Genomic DNA, 18,417 nt, shown 5'->3' on the forward strand with positions numbered 1-18,417 from the left:
TTAATCACTCGAGCACGCACCAAGCGCAAGCCGGTCGCCGAGATGAACGTAGTGCCTTACATCGACGTGATGCTGGTGCTGCTGGTGATTTTCATGGTGACCGCGCCGATGCTCAACCAGGGTGTGAAGGTTGACCTGCCCAAGGTTTCCAGCGAAGCCTTGCCCCAGGACAACAACACCCAGGTGCTGACCATTTCGATCAAGTCCGACAAGACCTATTACTGGAACCTTGGCAGCGAAGTCGACACTCAGAAGCAGCAGGACAAGGCGCTGACCTTGCCGGCGATGACCGATGCGGTGACCAAGATCATTCGCTCCGGCAACGAAGGCGGCAAGCACACCCAGGTCTTCATCCGCGGTGACAAGGCGGTCGACTACGGCTCCGTCATGGGCGCCATGGGCGGGCTGCAGAAGGCCGGCGTGGGTAACGTTGGCTTGATTACCGAGGCGCCCTGATGCAGCAACAGCGAGAGCCGTCCGCCTCGGAAAGCTACTTCTGGCCTAGCGTCTGGGCAATTGCCCTGCACGTCCTGGTGTTTGGCATGCTGTTCGTCAGCTTTGCCATGACTCCGGACCTGCCGCCAGCCAAGCCGATCGTGCAGGCGACCCTGTATCAGCTGAAATCGAAGAGCCAGGCCACCACCCAGACCAATCAGAAGATTGCGGGTGAGGCCCAGAAGTCGGCTGCGCGCCAGACTGAAGTCGAGCAGATGGAACAGAAGAAGGTCGAGCAGGAAGCGGTGAAGGCTGCTGCGGAACAAAAGAAAGAAGAGGCGGCTCAAAAGGCCGAGGAAGCGAAAAAGGCTGACGAAGCGAAGAAGGCCGACGAGGCGAAAAAGGCTGATGAAGCCAAGAAAGCCGAGAAAGCTGCCGAAGCGAAAAAGGCCGAAGAGAAACAATTGGCTGATATAGCCAAGAAGAAAGCCGAAGACGAAGCGAAGAAAGCTGCCGAAGAAGAGGCCAAGAAAAAGGCCGCTGAAGACGCCAAGAAAAAGATAGTCGAAGACGCGAAGAAGAAAGCCGCCGAAGACGCCAAGAAAAAAGCTGAAGCAGACGAGGCGAAGAAGAAAATCGCCGACGACGCGAAGAAGAAAGCTGCCGCCGACGCCACCAAGAAAAAGGCCCAGGAAGCAGCGCGCAAATCCGCCGAAGAGAAAAAGGCCCAGGCCTTGGCAGACTTGCTCTCCGACACGCCGCAGCGTCAGCAAGCCTTGGCCGATGAGCAGGGCGATCAAGTCGCAGGCAGTTTCGACGACCTGATTCGAGCGCGGGCAGCAGAAGGCTGGACACGTCCACCTTCGGCACGCAAAGGCATGAAAGTGGTACTGCAGATCGGTATGTTGCCGGACGGTACGGTGGCTTCGGTCGGCGTGGCCAGTTCCAGTGGCGATGGATCGTTCGACAGTTCGGCGGTTGCAGCGGTCAAGAACATTGGCCGGTTGACCGAGATGCAGGGAATGAAACCAAGTGACTTCGCTCCCTATCGTTCATTCAAGATGACATTCACACCTGAGGATCTAGCCCCGTGAGAAACATTCTTCGAGGAATGCTTGTCGTTATTTGCTGTATGGCAGGGATAGCGGCGGCGGATGAAAAGAACATCCTGGTCACCAGCGGCAGCGATCGGGCCACCCCGATTGCCGTCGTACCGTTTGGCTGGCAGGGCGGCAGCGTGCTGCCGGACGACATGGCCCAGATCGTCAGCGACGACCTGCGCAACTCCGGTTACTACGCGCCAATCGACAAAGGCAACATGATCAGCCAGCCGACCCAGGCCAGCGAAGTCATCTTCCGCGACTGGAAAGCCGTGGGCGCGCAGTACCTGATGGTGGGCAACATCGTGCCAGCCGGCGGTCGCCTGCAGATCCAGTACACGCTGTTCAACGTGGCCACCGAGCAGCAGGTCCTGACCGGCAGCGTCTCGGGTACCGCCGAGCAGATTCGCGACATGGCCCACTACATTTCGGACCAGTCGTTTGAAAAACTCACCGGTATCAAGGGTGCGTTCTCGACACGCCTGCTGTACGTTACGGCTGAGCGTTTCTCTGTAGACAACACTCGTTACACTTTGCAGCGTTCGGACTACGACGGCGCCCGTGCCGTGACCTTGCTGCAATCCCGTGAGCCAATCCTGTCGCCGCGCTTTGCGCCGGACGGCAAGCGTATTGCCTACGTGTCTTTCGAACAGAAGCGTCCGCGTATCTTCGTCCAGCACATCGATACTGGCCGTCGTGAGCAGATCACCAACTTCGAAGGCCTCAACGGCGCGCCTGCCTGGTCACCGGATGGTTCGCGCCTGGCGTTCGTGCTGTCCAAGGACGGCAACCCGGATATCTACGTGATGAACATGGCCACGCGCCAGATCACGCGTGCAACCAGCGGCCCGGGCATCAACACCGAACCGTTCTGGGGCAAGGATGGTTCGACCATTTACTTCACCTCTGACCGAGGCGGCAAGCCACAGGTCTACAAGGCTAATGTGAATGGTGGTGGTGCGGAGCGTGTTACTTTTATTGGTAACTACAACGCCAACCCTAAACTTTCGGCCGATGAAAAGACGTTGGTAATGATTCACCGTCAGGATGGTTTCACTAATTTCCGGGTTGCGGCCCAGGATTTGCAGCGTGGAACGGTAAAAATCCTTACAGATACCAACCTTGATGAGTCAGCCACTGTTGCGCCCAACGGCACCATGGTAATCTACGCCACCCGCCAGCAGGGCCGGGGAGTCTTGATGCTCGTGTCCATTAATGGACGTGTAAGGCTCCCACTTCCTACCGCTCAAGGCGAAGTCAGAGAACCATCCTGGTCCCCTTACCTGAACTGACGCGGCGCTACAAAAAGATTTGCTTAACACACTGGGGTTCATTAGGAGTTTCACGATGGAAATGCTGAAGTTTGGTAAGTTTGCTGCTCTGGCTCTGGCTCTGTCCGTAGCCGTTGGTTGCTCGTCTAAAGGCGGCGACAATGCCGGTGAAGGCGCAGCTGTTGATCCAAACGCTGGTTACGGCGCTAACACTGGTGCAGTTGACGGCTCCCTGAGCGAAGAAGCTGCTCTGCGCGCTATCACCACTTTCTACTTCGAATACGACAGTTCGGACCTGAAGCCAGAAGCCATGCGCGCTCTGGACGTTCACGCGAAGGACCTGAAAGCTAACGGCGCTCGCGTTGTTCTGGAAGGTAACACCGACGAACGTGGTACTCGTGAGTACAACATGGCACTGGGCGAGCGTCGTGCGAAAGCCGTTCAGCGCTACCTGGTACTGCAAGGTGTTGCTCCAGGCCAACTGGAACTGGTTTCCTACGGTAAAGAGCGTCCAGTTGCTACTGGCCACGACGAGCAGTCCTGGGCTCAGAACCGTCGCGTCGAACTGCGTAAGTAATTCGTCATGCGAACGTGCCGTCGTGCTCTAACTGTATTGGCTCTCAGCCTCGCACCGCTCGCGGTGTGGGCTGCGGTTCCTGTGGAAGATAGCAACTCTGGCTATAACAATAGCGGGAGCAGTTATCCGCCAGCGGGTTATGGCACGAACGGCGCCTATGCGGGGGGAGCGGCTACGTCCGCCCCCTCGGCACAGGGCGAACTGTTCAACCAGCTGCAACGTATGCAGGATCAAATCGCGCAGCAACAAGGCGCCATTGAAGTACTGCAGAATCAAGTGAACCAGCTCAAGCAAGAAGGCCTGGAGCGATACCAGGATCTTGATCGACGCATTGGAGCCGGCGTTCAACCTGCCGCAACTCCTGATAATTCTTCTACCGGTGGCGCGCCAAACGCTGCTGCCGGTGGTGCCGCAGCAGGGGCCGTGGCTGCCAGCCAAGCCCCTGCCGCCAGCAGCGAACCGGGTGATCCGGCGAAGGAAAAGCTGTATTACGACGCAGCCTTCGACCTGATCAAAGCCAAGGATTTCGACAAGGCCAGCCAGGCTTTTACCGCATTCCTGCGCAAATACCCAAACAGCCAGTACGCGGGCAACGCCCAGTACTGGTTGGGTGAGGTGAACCTGGCCAAGGGTGATCTGCAAGCAGCAGGCCAGGCATTTGCCAAGGTCAGCCAGCTGTACCCCAAGCACGCCAAGGTGCCGGATTCGCTGTACAAACTCGCTGACGTAGAGCGCCGCCTGGGTCATACCGACAAGGTCAAAGGCATTCTGCAGCAGGTGGTGGCCCAGTATCCCGGGACATCCGCTGCCCAGTTGGCTCAACGGGATTTGCAACGCTTGTAAGCGATGCTTGCCCGTTTAGAAGAAACCCGCGCCTGACGCGGGTTTTTTCGTTAGAATCCACGCCCTTTTATGAAACACGCTTCCTGGGGTTTACGCGTTGGCGGGATCCCTTGAAGTGCCTGACGGAGGCGGACAGCCTGTTTAGCTGTTACGCCCGTGGCGACTATGCAAGACACATTACGCATCACCGAAGTTTTTTACTCGTTACAGGGTGAAACGCGAACGGCTGGCCTGCCCACTGTATTTGTGCGGCTGACCGGTTGCCCTTTGCGTTGCCAATACTGTGATAGCGCCTACGCCTTCAGTGGCGGCACTGTGCGCACCCTCGAAGACATCCTGGAGCAGGTTGCCAGCTACCGGCCGCGCTACGTCTGTGTGACGGGCGGCGAGCCCCTGGCCCAGCCCAATGCCATCCCTTTGCTCCAGCAGCTGTGTGACGCCGGTTACGAGGTTTCCCTGGAAACCAGCGGCGCCCTGGATATCTCCGCGGTCGACCCGCGTGTGAGCCGGGTGGTCGACCTCAAGACCCCGGGCTCCAAGGAGGCGCACCGCAACCGCTACGAGAACATCGAGCTGTTGACGGCCAACGACCAGGTCAAGTTCGTCATCTGCTCCCGTGAAGACTACGACTGGGCGAACTCCAAGCTGATCCAATATGGCCTGGATCGTCGCGCGGGCGAGGTGCTGTTTTCCCCAAGTCATCACGACCTGAACGCACGGGACCTGGCCGATTGGGTGGTTGCCGATAACCTGCCCGTACGCCTGCAGTTGCAGCTACACAAATACCTTTGGAACGACGAGCCGGGACGCTGATATGACTGAACCCACGATTGATCAAAAACGCGCTGTAATCCTGTTGTCCGGTGGCCTCGACTCCGCCACCGTGGTGGCGATGGCCCAGGCACAAGGCTACAGCTGCTACACCATGAGCTTCGACTACGGCCAGCGCCATCGCGCCGAGCTGAACGCCGCCGCTCGCGTCGCCCGTGAAATGGGTGTGATCGAGCACAAGGTGATCGGCCTGAACCTCAACGGTATCGGCGGCTCCGCATTGACCGACAGCAGCATCGACGTGCCGGAAGCGCCGAGCGAAGGCATCCCGATCACCTACGTGCCAGCGCGCAACACCGTGTTCCTGTCCCTGGCCCTGGGTTGGGCCGAAGTGCTCAACGCCCGTGACATCTTTATCGGCGTGAATGCGGTGGACTATTCCGGCTATCCGGACTGCCGTCCGGAGTTTGTCGAGTCGTTCGAGCGCATGGCCAACCTGGCGACAAAGGCCGGTGTAGAAGGGCAGGGCTTCCGTATCCTCGCGCCGCTGCAGAACCTGAGTAAGTCCGATATCGTGAAGGCTGGCGTAGGACTTGGCGTCGATTACTCGCTGACTGTTTCCTGCTATCAGGCAGACGATGACGGCCGTGCTTGTGGGAAATGTGATAGCTGCCGACTGCGTGCAGAAGGCTTCCACGCGGCCGGAATTGCGGACCCTACGCGTTATTTCTGATTTATTTAAAATAAGGTGTTGAATAATCCTTAGAAATCAGTATTATACGCGCCACCACACAGCGGGTCGTTAGCTCAGTTGGTAGAGCAGTTGGCTTTTAACCAATTGGTCGTAGGTTCGAATCCCACACGACCCACCATATTTGGCGGTTTAGAAAATCCGGAAGGCCCACGCAAGTGAGGATTTCCGGGTTTTTTTTTGCCTTGCGAAAACACAACGGGGGAGCCCCCTTAAGGGCTCCCCCGTTTTTTTGGCCGAGCGGCTATCAGCCAAAGCGCCCGGTGATGTAGTCCTCGGTCTGCTTCATCTTCGGCTTGGTGAAGATCTCATCGGTATTGCCGTACTCGATCAGCTCGCCCATGAACATAAACGCGGTGTTGTCCGACACCCGCGCCGCCTGCTGCATGTTGTGGGTCACGATGATCACCGTGTATTGGGTCTTCAACTCGGTAATCAACTGCTCGATACGCCCGGTCGAGATCGGATCGAGTGCCGACGTGGGCTCGTCCAGCAGCAATACCTGCGGGCGCAGCGCGATGGTGCGGGCGATGCACAGACGCTGCTGCTGGCCGCCTGAGAGGCTCTGGGCGCTCTGGTTGAGCTTGTCCTTCACCTCGTCCCACAGGGCGCCACCACGCAAGGCTTGCTCGACGCGGTCGTTCATCTCGCGCCGCGACAGTTTCTCGTGATGGCGCACCGCGTAGGCGATGTTGTCGTAGATCGACATCGGGAACGGCACGGGCTTCTGGAACACCATGCCGACGTGGCTGCGCAGGCGGTTCATCGAATAGCCGGGGGCGAGGATGTTCTCGCCATTGAGCAGCACTTCGCCGCGCGCTTCCTGCTTCGGGTACATCGAGTAGATGCGATTGAACACGCGCAGCAGCGTGGACTTGCCGCAGCCCGACGGGCCGATGATGGCGGTAATGCGTTTTTCCGGGATATCGATGTCGATGGATTTCAGGGAGCGCTGGTGGTTGTAGAAAAACTCCAACCCACGCACGCGGATTTTGGTTTTTTCGTGATCTATGCCGGTGGCGTCCATCAGTGAGACCTATTGCGTAAAAGGATCAGGCGAGATGCCAGGCTGAGCAGCAGCACGAACAACGTCAGGACCAATGCACCGGCCCAGGCGAGCGCGTGCCAGTCTTCGAACGGGCTCATGGCGTACTGGAAAATGACCACGGGGACGCTGGCAATCGGCTTGAGCAGGTTGCTGCTCCAGAACTGGTTGCCGAAGGCGGTAAACAGCAGGGGCGCGGTCTCCCCGGTGATCCGGGCCAAGGCGAGCAGGATGCCTGTCACCACACCGGCTTTGGCCGCCCTCAGCACGATCTGCAGCGTCAACTTCCATTGCGGCACACCCAGGGCCAGCGCCGCTTCGCGCATGGTCGAGGGTTGCAGCTGGAGCATTTCATCGGTGGTGCGCACCACCACCGGAATCACCAGCAGGGCCAAGGCCAACGCACCGGCGATGGCGGAAAACCCCACCTGGTGATTGGTCAGCAGGTTCAGCGGCAGGATGACGGCGGTGTAGACAAACAGCCCCAGCACGATCGATGGCGCGGACAGCAGGATGTCGTTGATGAACCGCACCGTGGTGCCCAGGCGTGAATGGCGCGCGAACTCGGCCAGCCAGATACCGGCCATCAAGCCGATGGGCGTGCCGATCAGCAAGGCAATCACCGACATCAGCGCACTGCCATAAAACGCGTTGGCCAGGCCGCCTTCGGTGCCGGGGGGCGGGGTCATCTGGCTGAACAGGCGCAGGTTCAGCGCTTGAAACCCGTTGATGATGGTCGTCAGCAGGATCCACGCCAGCCACAACAGGCCAAAGGCCGTGGCGGCGCAACTGAGGAACATCGCTACGCCATTTTTGAGTGCGCGTTTGCGGTAGAGGCGTTCGTTGGGACTCATAACCCCTCCTTGCGGGACAGACGCATGAGCAGCAGCCGGGCCAATGCCAGCACGACAAAGGTCACGATAAACAGCAGGAAGCCCAGGGCGATCAGCGCGGAGCGGTGCAGGTCGGTGTAGGCCTCGCTGAACTCGTTGGCGATGACCGACGCAATCGAACTGCTCGGCATCAGCAACGACGCAGAAAATTGCTGCGCGTTGCCCAGCACGAAGGTGACCGCCATGGTCTCCCCGAGTGCGCGGCCCAGGCCGAGGAAGATGCCGCCGACCACCGCCGAGCGTGTGTAGGGCAGGACGATGTCCCACACCACTTCCCACGTCGTGCTGCCCAGTGCATAGGCCGATTCCTTCAACTGCGTCGGCACGCTGCGAAACACCTCATGCATCACCGACGTGATGAACGGCATGATCATCACCGCCAGCACAATGCCTGCGGTCAGCATGCCAATCCCCAACGGCGGCCCTTGGAACAGCGAGCCCACGAAGGGCAGGGCGCCCAGGTAGTCGTTGATCAGCGGGGACAAGTGCTCGGCCATGAACGGCCCGAACACGAACAGCCCCCACATGCCGTAGATGATCGATGGGATGCCAGCCAGTAACTCGATGGCCGAGGCCACCGGCATTTTCAGCCAGGGCGGTGCCACTTCTGTCAGGAAGATCGCGATGCCAAAACTCACCGGCACCGCAATCAGCAAGGCCAGGAAAGACGTCACCAGGGTGCCGTAGATGGGCACCACGGCGCCAAAGTGGTTGTTGACCGCATCCCACTCGGTGCTGGTGATGAAGTCAAAACCGAAGGTGCGGAAGGCCAGGCCTCCGCCCCAAAGCGTCGAGGCCGCGATACTGGCCAGCAACAGCAGCACCAGCATGGCGGCCCCGAACATCGAGCGTTTGAACCACAGATCGTGGCGTTGATCGCGAGCGGCGCGGCGGTCGCCGTGTGTGTCGCTGGCGTGAGTAGTCATAACCAGAGGTTGGACGGTGTCGTTCATATCGGATGTGCTCACCGTCGCCCTCAATCACCCAGGTGACTGAGGGCGGTGGTCGTAGGGCGAATCAGTGGGTGAAGTCAGACTTCCAGTAACCTTCGATTCGCGACACCAGAGAGTCCGGCAGTGCTACGTAGTCCAACGCTGCCGCCTGCTGTTGACCTTTTTCCAGCGACCACTTGAAGAAGCTGAACGCCGCCTGGCTTTGCTCAGCATTCTTGGGCTGCTTGTACATGATGATCCAGGTGGTGGCCGTGATTGGCCATGCGCCTTCGCCTGGGGCGTCTGTCATGATCAGGTTGAAGTCCTTGGCGCTGGCCCAGTCGGCGGTGTCCGCAGCCGCCTGGAAGGCCTTGGCGTTAGGCTCGACGAATTTGCCCGAAGCGTTCTTCAACTGGGCGAAAGTCATTTTGTTCTGCAGCGCGTAGGCGTATTCCACGAAGCCGATGGAGTTCTTGATCTGCTTCACGTAGGCCGAAACACCTTCGTTGCCTTTGCCGCCCACACCCACTGGCCAGGGTACGGTGGTGCCGAAACCGATCTTGGTTTTCCAGCTGTCACTGACCTTGGACAGGTAGTTGGTGAAGTTGTACGAGGTGCCCGAACCGTCAGAGCGATGCACCACGGTGATGTTCGCGCTGGGCAGTTTCAGGCCCGGGTTGAGGGCGGCGATGGCCGGGTCGTTCCAGGCCTTGATGTCACCGAGGAAGATTTTCGCGAGGGTGTCGCCGTCGAGTTTCAGCTGGCCTGCGGCCACGCCCTCGACGTTCATCACCGGCACGATGCCGCCGATCACGCTGGGGAATTGGCCCAGGCCACCGGCCTTGAGGTCATCGGCCGATAGCGGGGCGTCGGAGGCGCCGAAGTCGACGGTGGCCGCCTTGATCTGGGCGATGCCGCCACCCGAACCGATCGACTGGTAGTTGATGCGGTTGCTGGAGTTCTTGCTGTAGTCCTGGGACCACTTGGACAGCACCGGGTACACAAAGCTGGAGCCGGCACCGGTCACGTCGGTGGCGTGGGCCACGCCACTCAGGCACAGGGCGGACAACAAAACAGACAGCGTTTTTTTAGTCGGCAACATCACGACAACACCTCAAGGGAAGGGGTAAGTGGAGGGGTCCACCTGTCTAAGACGTGACGATTTAATTCCCGATATGTGTCTTTTTGATGACGGTTTGGCTTTATGAAGAAACATTTAGAAATGTTTGCGATTGACGGTGCCGACCGCCTTATTCAGCCGTCGCTGGCTGTTGTTCGATGAAGTACTGGCAAATCAGCCGATCTTCACGCAGGCACTGCTCGCTCGCCGGCATCCCCGTGGCTTCGGAGAAAAACGCCGCCATCGCCCGGCACACGCACTGTTCTTCGCGCACCACGCTGCCCACCGGGCAGGTGAAGTTGCGCACCATCACGCCGCCTTCTTGCGGCACGGCCTCAGTGCTGGCGCCCAGGGCATCGGCGGCGGCCATGGCGGCGCGCAGGCCGCTGTCGAACGTGGCAGGGTTGGCCAGGCCGGCACGTTGCGCGAGTTGGCGACCGGTCTGTTCCAGTACATCGCCCAGTTCGTCGACGTCGTAGCGATCCTTGAGCGTGGCGAGCAATTGGGTCAGCAACACTTGGTAGGCCGTGGACGTCACGTCCTCACTGCCCGGCGCCGCTTCGAACACCACCGGCGGCTTGCCCACTGTGTTGCGCGGGCGAACCTTGCTGCGCCGCACCAGCCCCTCGGCCTCCAGTTGCTTGAGCTGCACGATCACCGCATTGCGCGTGACTGCCAGGGATTCGCACAACTGCACCACGGTGAGTGGCTCGCGCTGGAGGAGGTGCAGGATGTCACTTTTGGTACTCACGAGTGGCTCGGTTCGCTGGGGTTTGAGGGAGGCTGAGTATAACGCCATACGGCGTGGATCGAAGAGGAAAAACAATAATGACAAAACATATTGTCATTATTGTCGTTAGGTGATTAGAATTCGCCGAAATCACCCACCCACCCGCAGGTCCGTCCCATGAAAAACGCCCAACGCTTGTTGATCGCGCTCCCGTTCGCCTTCACCTTGATAGGCAGCGCCCTGGCGCAAGACCCACCGCAATCGTCCACACCCACCCAACTGGTGGACGCCTTGAACGGCGTCTTCGGTAAACACGCCGGCGCCCGTGCGGTGCATGCCAAAGGGATCGTGCTCGAAGGCCGTTTCACCCCAAGCCCTGCCGCCGCGGCCATCAGCAAGGCGCCGCACCTGCAAGCCACGGCGGTGCCGGTCACCGTGCGTTTCTCCAACTTCGCCGGTATCCCGGACATTCCGGATAACCACGGCCTGGCCAGCCCACGTGGCTTGGCGGTGCGTTTCAGCCTGCCGGGCGGTGGCAGCACCGATATCGTCGCGCACTCGTTCAACGGCTTTCCGTCGCCTACGGCCGATGATTTCCGCGACCTGCTGATTGCCCTGGGCACCAGCGGCCCGGATGTCGCCAAGCCGACCCCGCTGGACGGCTACCTCGGCACGCACCCGGTGGCCAAGGCCTTCCTCACCGCACCTAAACCGGCGCCGCAAAGCTTCGCCACGCTGCCGTACTACGGCGTGAACACGTTCCGCTTCATCAACGCGGCGGGTAAGGTCACCTTCGGTCGCTACCAGTTCCTGCCGGTCAGCGGCAGCCACTTCCTCAGCGAGGCGCAAACCGCCAAGGCCAAGCCGGATTATTTGAGCGACGAGATCCAGCAGCGCATCGCCAAGGGCGCCGTGCGTTTCAAACTGGTGGTGCAGGAAGCTGCCGAGGGCGACAAGCTCGACGACCCCTCCATCGCCTGGCCCGCCAGCCGCCCCGTGGTAGAACTGGGCACGCTTGAAATCACCCAGGCCGTGGCCGACAACGTCGCCGCGCAGAAAAGCCTGATGTTCCTGCCCAACAACGTGCCGGCCGGCATCGAACCGCAGGATCCGATGATCAATGCGCGTTCCGCCGCCTACCCTGTTTCATTCGGCCGTCGGCAGTAAGCCATCGCCCCATCGATAATAAGAGGAACGCCCTGATGAGTCTGATACCGAACAATTCACTGATCACCGCCACCCCGGAAGAGGGGCGCGAGCTGGCGATCAAGATGGCGCGGCTGGTGATCAAGGCCACCCAACCCGACGAGGCGGTGCGCGGCCGCTTGCGCGATGTGTACGCCAATGACGCGGCAATGCTGATAGGCATCGGCCAGGTGGTGGCGACAGAATTCGCCACCATCGCGGCGGCCAATAAATACTGGAACCCGTAGGGCGAAGAGGGCAGCCAATGCTTGCCATTGGCTGCCCCTGAAAAACGTTGGAATCGACAGGGTCAACGGTGTGAAACCCGCCGGTCACGATCGGGTTAAAAAGTCATAAAAAGACAGCGTAAAACGCTCAAAGTCTTTGAAACCAATAGGATTGTCCGACAATCCTGAGCATGAAAAACTCTTCATAATCGCCCCGCTCGATCGTTGGTAGTTTCCTCATCGCTGCCCAATCATTCGAGTCCTAATAATGAATAAAAAAACTCTGAGAAGCGCCCTGGCGCTCGCCGTTTCGCTTGCCTCCACACACCTGCTCGCCGGTGGTTTCGCGCTCAATGAACAAAGCATCAGTTCAATGGGTACGGGCTACGCCGGTCGCTCTTCCTCGGCCGACGACGCCAGCACGGTGTTCGGCAACCCGGCCGGCATGTCCCGCATCAAACAGAATGAAGTGAGCATCGGCGCGACCTACCTCGATGCCAAATCCAACATCAAGGGCGCCAGCTCTTCCCAAGGCGGCGCCGACAACCCGGGCACCAACAAAGGCGACATGGTCCCCGGCATTGCCGTGCCGATGGGCTACCTGGTCACGCCGATCGATGAGCACTGGGCCTTTGGCCTGGGGGTCTACGCTCCGTTTGGCCTGGTGACCGACTATGAACACAGCTTCCAGGGCAACGGCTTTGGCAACAAGAGCAAGGTTCAGGTCATCACCGTGCAGCCGACCGTCAGCTACGCGTTCAACGACAAGGTCTCGGTCGGTTTCGGCCCTACCTTCAACAAAATCAGCGGCGAGCTGGATTCCAAGGTCCCGGCGTTTGGCCTGGGCACCGAAACCGCCAAGATCAAAGGGGATGACACCGCCACGGGCTTCAACGCCGGTATCCTGGTGCAGGCCCTGGACAGCACCCGCATCGGCGTCACGTACCACTCGCAAGTGGTCTACCACCTGAGCGGTCACACCAACGCCTCGGGCGTGCTGACCGACCTGCTGGACGGCGGGCCGCAGAAGTATGACGCCAAGCTGGACGTCACCACCCCATCGTCTGTGGACTTCTCGGTCACCCACCAATTGACCGATGACCTGACCCTCTACGTGGGCAGTACCTACACCCGCTGGAGCCAGTTGAAGAAGATCACGGTCAACAACACCGGCGTGTCCGACCTCACTGCGCAACTGGCCGGCCTGGACTCCATCACCGAAGAGCAGCACTGGCACGACACCTGGTCCCATGCGATCGGCCTGTCGTATCAGCTCAACAAGCAATTGGTGCTGCGTACCGGCTTCTCGGTGGACCAGACCCCAACCAACAACACCGACCGCTCCGTGCGTATTCCGACGGGCGACCGCACCGTGTTCAGCCTTGGTGCCGGCTGGACCCCTGTGGATAACCTGACCTTCGACGTGGCCTATTCCTACCTGAAGGAAGAGCCGATCAAGGTGCGCGACAACAACCCTCAGTTGGCCCTGACCTACGACGCCAAGTACGAAAACAGCGCCAATGGTTTTGGTGGTTCGGTGACTTACCGCTTCTGACCTGAAGATAATGGCAAAGGGCCGGTTTTTTGACGTGGCCCTTTGCCGTAAATTTTGATCTCAATGCTGTCAATCGCGGCGTGTCTTGGTTAGATTGAAGGCTAATCAGCTTTTAAGACACGGACTGTCATGACTACGCTAACGCCGATCATCGCGACCAATCCCCTCATTCTTCGCGCCGCCACGACCTCACCCCCGGCAGCACTGGCCAACACCCTCGACGTCTCGCCGACCAGGCCCTCTTCCGTGGTCAGCCTCGGAAATCCCGTGGCCGACGTTATCGATCTCTATTCCAAAAACGGGCAGCTCCCCGGCCGCGAGACCGTGTGGGCCTGGGAAAACGATAATCAGGACGCCGTCACCCAGTTGATCAGCCAACGCTTCGGTTCAATTTCCACGGCCAGCCGTTACAGCGGCCTCGGTGCTGCGTTGGTGGATCAGTTCATCGGGGGCGGCGGGGCGGGGATTTCACAATCGGTGCTCAACACCACGGCAGAGCGTGCCGGTGATACGGGCGGGATCAAGGCCGACCAGGCGGTGTTGCACAGCAAGGCCGACAACCAGGTCAGCCTCAGCATCAAGACCGCCAGCGGCAAGACGGTGACGTTCAGCCTGTTCAGTCAGAAACACGGCTTGGGCGTGCAGGCCACCGTCGACGGCGGCGATTTGACCGCGGATGAACTCAAAGCCGTCGGCCAATTGGGGGCGGCGTTTCAGGCGTCGGTCGATGGCTTGACCGCCGTACCGCCGAAACTCGACCTGAGCAAACTGACCCAGTTCGACACCCACGTGCTGAAGTCGGTGGACCTCAACGCCAAGCTCAAAAACCAGGCGGACGAGGACCTGAGCCTGGCGTTCCACGCCGACAGCCAAACCCGCACCACACGCATGAGTGGCCCGGCCGGTGACATCGACTTGGCCGTGGACCTGAAAAACACCGCAATACAGGGTGACGCCAAACAGCAAGCCAACGCGCTGAAAACCTACCTCGCCCAGTTCGACCGGGTGCAGGAGCGCGGTAGCGCCAATGCTGACTTGATGGCGATGTTCAAGGACGCGTTCAGTGCCATGAACAGCAACCATCCCCAAACGGTTGGCGCACCGAATGCCTTGAGCAACAACCCGACCGACAAAGGTTTGCTGACGGGGCTGGCGGACTTCAAGGCGTCGATCAAGCAGGCCGTTGGTGCGTCCAACCCAATGCGTCCTACGGAAGTCGACAGCTTCTCCTACACCGTGTCGCAGAAGACCCAGGTCAATGGCCGCAGCAGCGCGGACCGCAGCGTGACCCAGAACCAGCAGTCGGTGCTGTCGGCAAACTTCCACAGAAGCCTCGGCGGTGGTGAGCCACCGGTGTTGGATGGTACCCGCAAATCGCAGAACTACCTGTATGTGCACGTGCAGGACAAGGCCAGCAGCACCGCGAGCTTCTCCTATAAGGATGGCCAACTGGCGAGTGCTTCTGTGTCGCAGTCGGCGGTGCAGAACACCCGGACCCAAAAATACGAGATGGCCCAGTTGGTGTCAGACGCGGTGGAGCCGAAAGAAGGCTCGTCCAAACGCGACTACCTGGCGCTGCTGGAGCACGCGGCCAAGGAAGTTAAAAAGTCCAAAGACGCGCTGGAGCAATCCACGTTGAAGGACGCCCTGGCGGCCATGCAGGGTTCGGTGTTGCTGCATGACTATCCGGCTGTGCTGATGCATTGACGTTGTCTTACCGATAAGCGTAGGAATTTCCGTTTGTCGGCCTAAGAGCACTCCCAAGATTACTGAGACAAGTCTCATATTTTGGGAGGGTTCCTATAAATACCCTTGTGTTTCTTCTGGTTTAGAAACATTCAAGGGTATTTATCGTGTTCAAGTTATCGTTAGTGGCAGGTTCTGTTTTTTGTTTGTTCGAGTATTTATTCGCGTCTATTTCCCGTGCCGACGTGATGAATGTGAGCTTTATGCGGCACGACTCAAGCCTGTCCGCCCAGGCGAACCCAAGGATCAACGGCGTGGTGGAGCGCGCCCACGAGCTGATCGGCACGCCTTATCGCTGGGGCGGCCAGACAGTCAAGGATGGCTTCGATTGCAGCGGGCTGCTGGTGTACCTGTTCCGCACCGAGGCCGGTATCAAGCTGCCGCGTACCACCACCACGATGCTGGCGTCGAACGCCAAGACCGTGGCGCGCAACCAATTGAAAGTCGGCGACGCCGTGTTCTTTAAACATAACGGGGCCGCGCAGCTTAAACATGTGGGGATCTACATCGGTAACGATCGCTTTATTCACTCGCCCAGGACCGGCAAGACCATCCGCATCGACTCGTTGAGCAACACCTATTGGAACAAGAGCTACCTGACCGCCAAGCGCTTTCATTGATCAACACGCGTTAAACAAAAAAGCCCCGCCTCTGCCAAGAGCGCGGGGCTTTTTTGTGCCGGCCGGATCACCCCTGGACCAAGGTCACTACCCGTTGTGGGAAGGGAATGCCGATACCCTGTTTGGCCAAGGCACAGCGGGTTTTCTCGTTGAGCCGGTACAGCACGTCCCAGTAGTCATCATTGTCGGTCCATACGCGCAGCGATACGGTGATCGCACTGTCGCCCAACGTGGTCACCACCACCACGGGCTCGGGGTCGCGATGAATGCGCGGGTCGTCACACAGGCCCAGCAGCACCTGCCGCACGGTGTCCAGGTTGGCGGTGTAGTCCACGCCCACGTCGAACACCACTTTGCGCGTGGCTTCGCTGGAGAAGTTCACCACCACCCCATTGGACAAACCGCCATTGGGCACGACGATGCGTTTGTTGTCGGTGCTGAGAATCACCGTGTGGAAAATCAGGATGGCATCGACCGTGCCATACACGCCCTGAACTTCGATTTTGTCGCCCACCTTGAACGGGCGAAACAGCAGGATCAACACGCCACCGGCAAAGTTGGCCAGGCTGCCTTGCAACGCCAGACCAATCGCCAGGCCCGCCGCACCCAGGGCGGCGACAAAGCTGGTGGTCTGCACGCCGACCATCGAGGCCACGCTGATCACCAGCATGATCTTCAGGGCAATCTTGACCAGGCTGCCGACGAAACCCTGCAAGGTTTTGTCGACGCTGCGCTTGCCCAGCACTTCACCGATGCGCCGCGTCACCGTGCTGATGAACCACCAACCCAGCACCAGGGTGAGGCCGGCCAAGGTAATGTTCAGGCTGTGTTCCAGAATGACGGGTAACCAAGCCTCGCTGTGTTGAATCAGTTGATCGAATTTGAAATCCACGTTGCACCTTGTCGCGATAAAAAAAACGGCCCGCGCAGTGAGCGCAGGCCTTGTGGGGTGATGGCCGAAGCGGCCGTCGAGGGAAGGCTCAGTCGCTTAACAGCGCCGCCATTTTTTTCACTTGCTCCAGGTCGCCTTTCGCCACATCCGTCACGCCAGCGCCGTATTCCGGGTCGGCCTTGTAGAGGAACGACAGGATGTGGTGTTTGCTCACGGTGTCGGCCTGCGCCAGGGAGGTGCCGAAGCTGTGGATCAGGTCTTTGCGCGCCTTGCTGTTGAACGAGCGATACAAATCACCGGCCTGCTTGAAGTTCTGCTCGCGCTGGATCTTGGCCTGCTGGGTGCTGCCGGTCAGTAGGAGCATGCTGTAACGTGCAGCGGAAGATTCCTCGCGCGGGAACAGCCGGCTCGGTTGGTAATTGACACCGGTGAGGGTCGAGGCGGTGTTCATCGCGCCGTCCTGATTGCCGTTATCGACAGGGGCTTTGCTGGCATTGATCGGCAGTTGCAGGGCGTTGGCCCCCAGGCGATGCATCTGTGTGTCGGCGTAAGAAAACAGGCGCCCTTGCAGCAAGCGGTCTTCCGACGGCTCGATGCCGGGGATCAGGTTCGAAGGGGCCATCGCCACCTGTTCGGTTTCCTGGAACACGTTGGCGGGGTTGCGGTTGAGCACCAGTTGGCCGACCTTGCGCATGGGCACTTCTGGCCAGACCTTGGTGGCGTCCAGCGGGTCGAAGTCGAACGTGGCCAGCTCTTGGGGCTTGAGCACCTGGATGTACAGGTCCCACTTCGGGAATTCGCCTTTTTCAATGTGCTTGATCAGGTCGAGGGTCATGTGGCTGAAGTCGGCGCCTTGCACGCGGGTGGCCTCTTCCGGGGTGAAATTGCGCACGCCTTGCAAGCTCTTCCAGTGGAACTTGACGTAGCTCACCTCGTCCTTGGCGTTCACGAACTTATAGGCATGCACGCCATTGCCATCCATTTCCCGGTAACTGGCCGGGGTGCCGGCATTGGAATACAGCTCGGTCAGGGTGCGGGTGGCTTCCGGCACGTGGGAAAAGAAATCGAAGCGCCGCGCATCGTTGCCCAGGTTGGTGCGTGGGTCGGGCTTGAACGCGTGGACCATGTCGGGGAACTTGATCGCGTCACGGATGAAAAACGTCGGGAAGTTATTGCCGACCAGGTCCCAGTTGCCTTCGGCCGTGTAGAACTTGGTGGCAAACCCTCGTGGGTCACGCAGGGTTTCGGGTGAATGGGTGCCGTGCACCACGGAAGAAAAACGCACGAACACCGGTGTGACGGTGCCGGCGGTAAAGAGCGCGGCCTTGGTGAGGTCTACCAGGTTTTCGCTGGCGGTAAACACGCCGTAGGCGCCTGTGCCCCGTGCATGCACCACGCGCTCCGGAATGCGCTCGCGATCAAAACGCTGCAGCTTCTGGATCAGATGCACGTCTTGCAGCAGCACCGGGCCGTTGGTTCCGGCCGTTTGCGAGTTCTGGTTATCGCCCACCGCCGCGCCATTGTCTCGGGTGAGTGGGCTGCTGTGGGCGGCCACTGAAACAGAACCCAGGGTCAGTACACATAACAACTGCAAGGGACGAGCGAAACGCACAGGCGTGCAGGCAAACATGGTAAGGCTCCAAATAAGACGAATAAGCCAACATCAACCCGCTGGGGACTGTGTTGGCAGGCGTGAGTACTTTTTTAGTGTGTCCGCCGCACAC

19 protein-coding genes and 1 tRNA gene are annotated in these 18,417 nt (G+C 59.6%); 13 read left to right on the forward strand and 7 right to left on the reverse strand.

Translation table 11 applies throughout. The features are described from left to right. Window positions 1–3 precede the first annotated feature (3 nt). The 8 genes from tolR to ACVWVP_RS18460 all read left to right on the forward strand — a co-directional run bounded on the left by tolR (window position 4) and on the right by ACVWVP_RS18460 (window position 5,869). A complete protein-coding gene (gene tolR, locus ACVWVP_RS18425; RefSeq protein ID WP_161634127.1) occupies window positions 4–456 on the forward strand; it encodes a protein TolR in 453 nt (150 codons plus the stop codon). Next, window positions 456–1,529, forward strand: coding sequence for a cell envelope integrity protein TolA (gene tolA / locus ACVWVP_RS18430; RefSeq protein ID WP_178921803.1), 1,074 nt, complete (start codon window positions 456–458; stop codon window positions 1,527–1,529). Before tolR ends, tolA begins: the two co-directional genes overlap by 1 nt. 17 nt (window positions 1,530–1,546) lie before the next feature. After that, window positions 1,547–2,827, forward strand: coding sequence for a Tol-Pal system beta propeller repeat protein TolB (tolB, locus tag ACVWVP_RS18435; protein WP_178921805.1), 1,281 nt, complete (start codon window positions 1,547–1,549; stop codon window positions 2,825–2,827). Between the two features lie 55 nt (window positions 2,828–2,882). Beyond that, window positions 2,883–3,383, forward strand: coding sequence for a peptidoglycan-associated lipoprotein Pal (pal, locus tag ACVWVP_RS18440; protein WP_003209827.1), 501 nt, complete (start codon window positions 2,883–2,885; stop codon window positions 3,381–3,383). 6 nt (window positions 3,384–3,389) lie between these two features. Next, window positions 3,390–4,226, forward strand: coding sequence for a tol-pal system protein YbgF (gene ybgF, locus ACVWVP_RS18445; protein WP_178921807.1), 837 nt, complete (start codon window positions 3,390–3,392; stop codon window positions 4,224–4,226). A gap of 165 nt (window positions 4,227–4,391) precedes the next feature. Next, complete coding sequence (queE, locus tag ACVWVP_RS18450) at window positions 4,392–5,039, forward strand: 7-carboxy-7-deazaguanine synthase QueE (RefSeq protein ID WP_176994303.1); 648 nt, start codon at window positions 4,392–4,394, stop codon at window positions 5,037–5,039. A 16-nt stretch (window positions 5,040–5,055) separates the two neighbouring features. Then, on the forward strand, window positions 5,056–5,730 hold the full coding sequence (gene queC, locus ACVWVP_RS18455; RefSeq protein ID WP_457407531.1) for a 7-cyano-7-deazaguanine synthase QueC: 675 nt from the start codon (window positions 5,056–5,058) through the stop codon (window positions 5,728–5,730). A 63-nt stretch (window positions 5,731–5,793) separates the two neighbouring features. Next, window positions 5,794–5,869, forward strand: a tRNA-Lys gene (locus tag ACVWVP_RS18460). Between the two features lie 126 nt (window positions 5,870–5,995). On the opposite strand, the gene pstB is transcribed toward ACVWVP_RS18460, so the two are convergent. The 5 genes from pstB to ACVWVP_RS18485 form a co-directional block, all read right to left on the reverse strand. Further along, a complete protein-coding gene (gene pstB, locus ACVWVP_RS18465; protein ID WP_457407521.1) occupies window positions 5,996–6,775 on the reverse strand; it encodes a phosphate ABC transporter ATP-binding protein PstB in 780 nt (259 codons plus the stop codon). Further along, window positions 6,775–7,647 carry a phosphate ABC transporter permease PstA gene (gene pstA / locus ACVWVP_RS18470; protein WP_178921813.1) on the reverse strand — a complete coding sequence of 291 codons (873 nt, stop codon included), beginning with the start codon at window positions 7,645–7,647 and terminating at the stop codon, window positions 6,775–6,777. The genes pstB and pstA overlap by 1 nt, the downstream gene beginning before the upstream one ends. Further along, window positions 7,644–8,639 (reverse strand): phosphate ABC transporter permease subunit PstC, encoded by a 996-nt coding sequence (gene pstC / locus ACVWVP_RS18475; protein ID WP_176994412.1) that lies wholly within the window; start codon window positions 8,637–8,639, stop codon window positions 7,644–7,646. The genes pstA and pstC overlap by 4 nt, the downstream gene beginning before the upstream one ends. Window positions 8,640–8,703: 64 nt before the next feature. Continuing rightward, window positions 8,704–9,720, reverse strand: coding sequence for a phosphate ABC transporter substrate-binding protein PstS (pstS, locus tag ACVWVP_RS18480; RefSeq protein WP_178921814.1), 1,017 nt, complete (start codon window positions 9,718–9,720; stop codon window positions 8,704–8,706). Window positions 9,721–9,868: 148 nt separating this feature from the next. Further along, the gene (locus ACVWVP_RS18485; RefSeq protein WP_259174637.1) at window positions 9,869–10,489 is read right to left on the reverse strand and encodes a helix-turn-helix transcriptional regulator; all 621 of its coding nucleotides are present in this window, start codon (window positions 10,487–10,489) and stop codon (window positions 9,869–9,871) included. 156 nt (window positions 10,490–10,645) lie between these two features. Between ACVWVP_RS18485 and ACVWVP_RS18490 the strand changes: the two genes are divergently transcribed. The 5 genes from ACVWVP_RS18490 to ACVWVP_RS18510 all read left to right on the forward strand — a co-directional run bounded on the left by ACVWVP_RS18490 (window position 10,646) and on the right by ACVWVP_RS18510 (window position 15,801). Next, complete coding sequence (locus ACVWVP_RS18490) at window positions 10,646–11,635, forward strand: catalase family peroxidase (protein ID WP_457407522.1); 990 nt, start codon at window positions 10,646–10,648, stop codon at window positions 11,633–11,635. 35 nt (window positions 11,636–11,670) lie between these two features. Continuing rightward, the gene (locus ACVWVP_RS18495) at window positions 11,671–11,901 is read left to right on the forward strand and encodes a hexameric tyrosine-coordinated heme protein (protein WP_259174635.1); all 231 of its coding nucleotides are present in this window, start codon (window positions 11,671–11,673) and stop codon (window positions 11,899–11,901) included. A gap of 247 nt (window positions 11,902–12,148) precedes the next feature. Continuing rightward, complete coding sequence (locus ACVWVP_RS18500) at window positions 12,149–13,435, forward strand: OmpP1/FadL family transporter (RefSeq protein ID WP_457407523.1); 1,287 nt, start codon at window positions 12,149–12,151, stop codon at window positions 13,433–13,435. 267 nt (window positions 13,436–13,702) lie between these two features. Next, a complete protein-coding gene (locus ACVWVP_RS18505; RefSeq protein ID WP_178921849.1) occupies window positions 13,703–15,142 on the forward strand; it encodes a lactate dehydrogenase in 1,440 nt (479 codons plus the stop codon). A 242-nt stretch (window positions 15,143–15,384) separates the two neighbouring features. Continuing rightward, window positions 15,385–15,801: a C40 family peptidase gene (locus tag ACVWVP_RS18510; protein WP_256732864.1), complete on the forward strand. Its 417-nt coding sequence runs from the start codon at window positions 15,385–15,387 to the stop codon at window positions 15,799–15,801. A 67-nt stretch (window positions 15,802–15,868) separates the two neighbouring features. Here ACVWVP_RS18510 and ACVWVP_RS18515 read toward each other — a convergent pair whose 3' ends face one another. Both ACVWVP_RS18515 and ACVWVP_RS18520 read right to left on the reverse strand, forming a co-directional pair. Next, complete coding sequence (locus ACVWVP_RS18515) at window positions 15,869–16,693, reverse strand: mechanosensitive ion channel family protein (RefSeq protein ID WP_178921824.1); 825 nt, start codon at window positions 16,691–16,693, stop codon at window positions 15,869–15,871. Window positions 16,694–16,781: 88 nt separating this feature from the next. Continuing rightward, window positions 16,782–18,323 carry a catalase gene (locus ACVWVP_RS18520; RefSeq protein ID WP_178921826.1) on the reverse strand — a complete coding sequence of 514 codons (1,542 nt, stop codon included), beginning with the start codon at window positions 18,321–18,323 and terminating at the stop codon, window positions 16,782–16,784. Between the last annotated feature and the right edge of the window lie 94 nt (window positions 18,324–18,417).

The organism is Pseudomonas sp. TE24901 (assembly GCF_054058375.1).

What these genes read in the sequence shown, in the direction of transcription:
- pstB (WP_457407521.1), bottom strand. Translation starts at nt 6,775, where the DNA reads ATGGACGCCACCGGCATAGATCACGAAAAAACCAAAATCCGCGTGCGT.
- tolB (WP_178921805.1), top strand. Translation starts at nt 1,547, where the DNA reads ATGCTTGTCGTTATTTGCTGTATGGCAGGGATAGCGGCGGCGGATGAA.
- ACVWVP_RS18490 (WP_457407522.1), top strand. Translation starts at nt 10,646, where the DNA reads ATGAAAAACGCCCAACGCTTGTTGATCGCGCTCCCGTTCGCCTTCACC.
- ACVWVP_RS18495 (WP_259174635.1), top strand. Translation starts at nt 11,671, where the DNA reads ATGAGTCTGATACCGAACAATTCACTGATCACCGCCACCCCGGAAGAG.
- tolA (WP_178921803.1), top strand. Translation starts at nt 456, where the DNA reads ATGCAGCAACAGCGAGAGCCGTCCGCCTCGGAAAGCTACTTCTGGCCT.
- pstS (WP_178921814.1), bottom strand. Translation starts at nt 9,720, where the DNA reads ATGTTGCCGACTAAAAAAACGCTGTCTGTTTTGTTGTCCGCCCTGTGC.
- ACVWVP_RS18510 (WP_256732864.1), top strand. Translation starts at nt 15,385, where the DNA reads ATGCGGCACGACTCAAGCCTGTCCGCCCAGGCGAACCCAAGGATCAAC.
- ACVWVP_RS18500 (WP_457407523.1), top strand. Translation starts at nt 12,149, where the DNA reads ATGAATAAAAAAACTCTGAGAAGCGCCCTGGCGCTCGCCGTTTCGCTT.
- ybgF (WP_178921807.1), top strand. Translation starts at nt 3,390, where the DNA reads ATGCGAACGTGCCGTCGTGCTCTAACTGTATTGGCTCTCAGCCTCGCA.
- pstC (WP_176994412.1), bottom strand. Translation starts at nt 8,639, where the DNA reads ATGAACGACACCGTCCAACCTCTGGTTATGACTACTCACGCCAGCGAC.
- pal (WP_003209827.1), top strand. Translation starts at nt 2,883, where the DNA reads ATGGAAATGCTGAAGTTTGGTAAGTTTGCTGCTCTGGCTCTGGCTCTG.
- ACVWVP_RS18520 (WP_178921826.1), bottom strand. Translation starts at nt 18,323, where the DNA reads ATGTTTGCCTGCACGCCTGTGCGTTTCGCTCGTCCCTTGCAGTTGTTA.
- pstA (WP_178921813.1), bottom strand. Translation starts at nt 7,647, where the DNA reads ATGAGTCCCAACGAACGCCTCTACCGCAAACGCGCACTCAAAAATGGC.
- queE (WP_176994303.1), top strand. Translation starts at nt 4,392, where the DNA reads ATGCAAGACACATTACGCATCACCGAAGTTTTTTACTCGTTACAGGGT.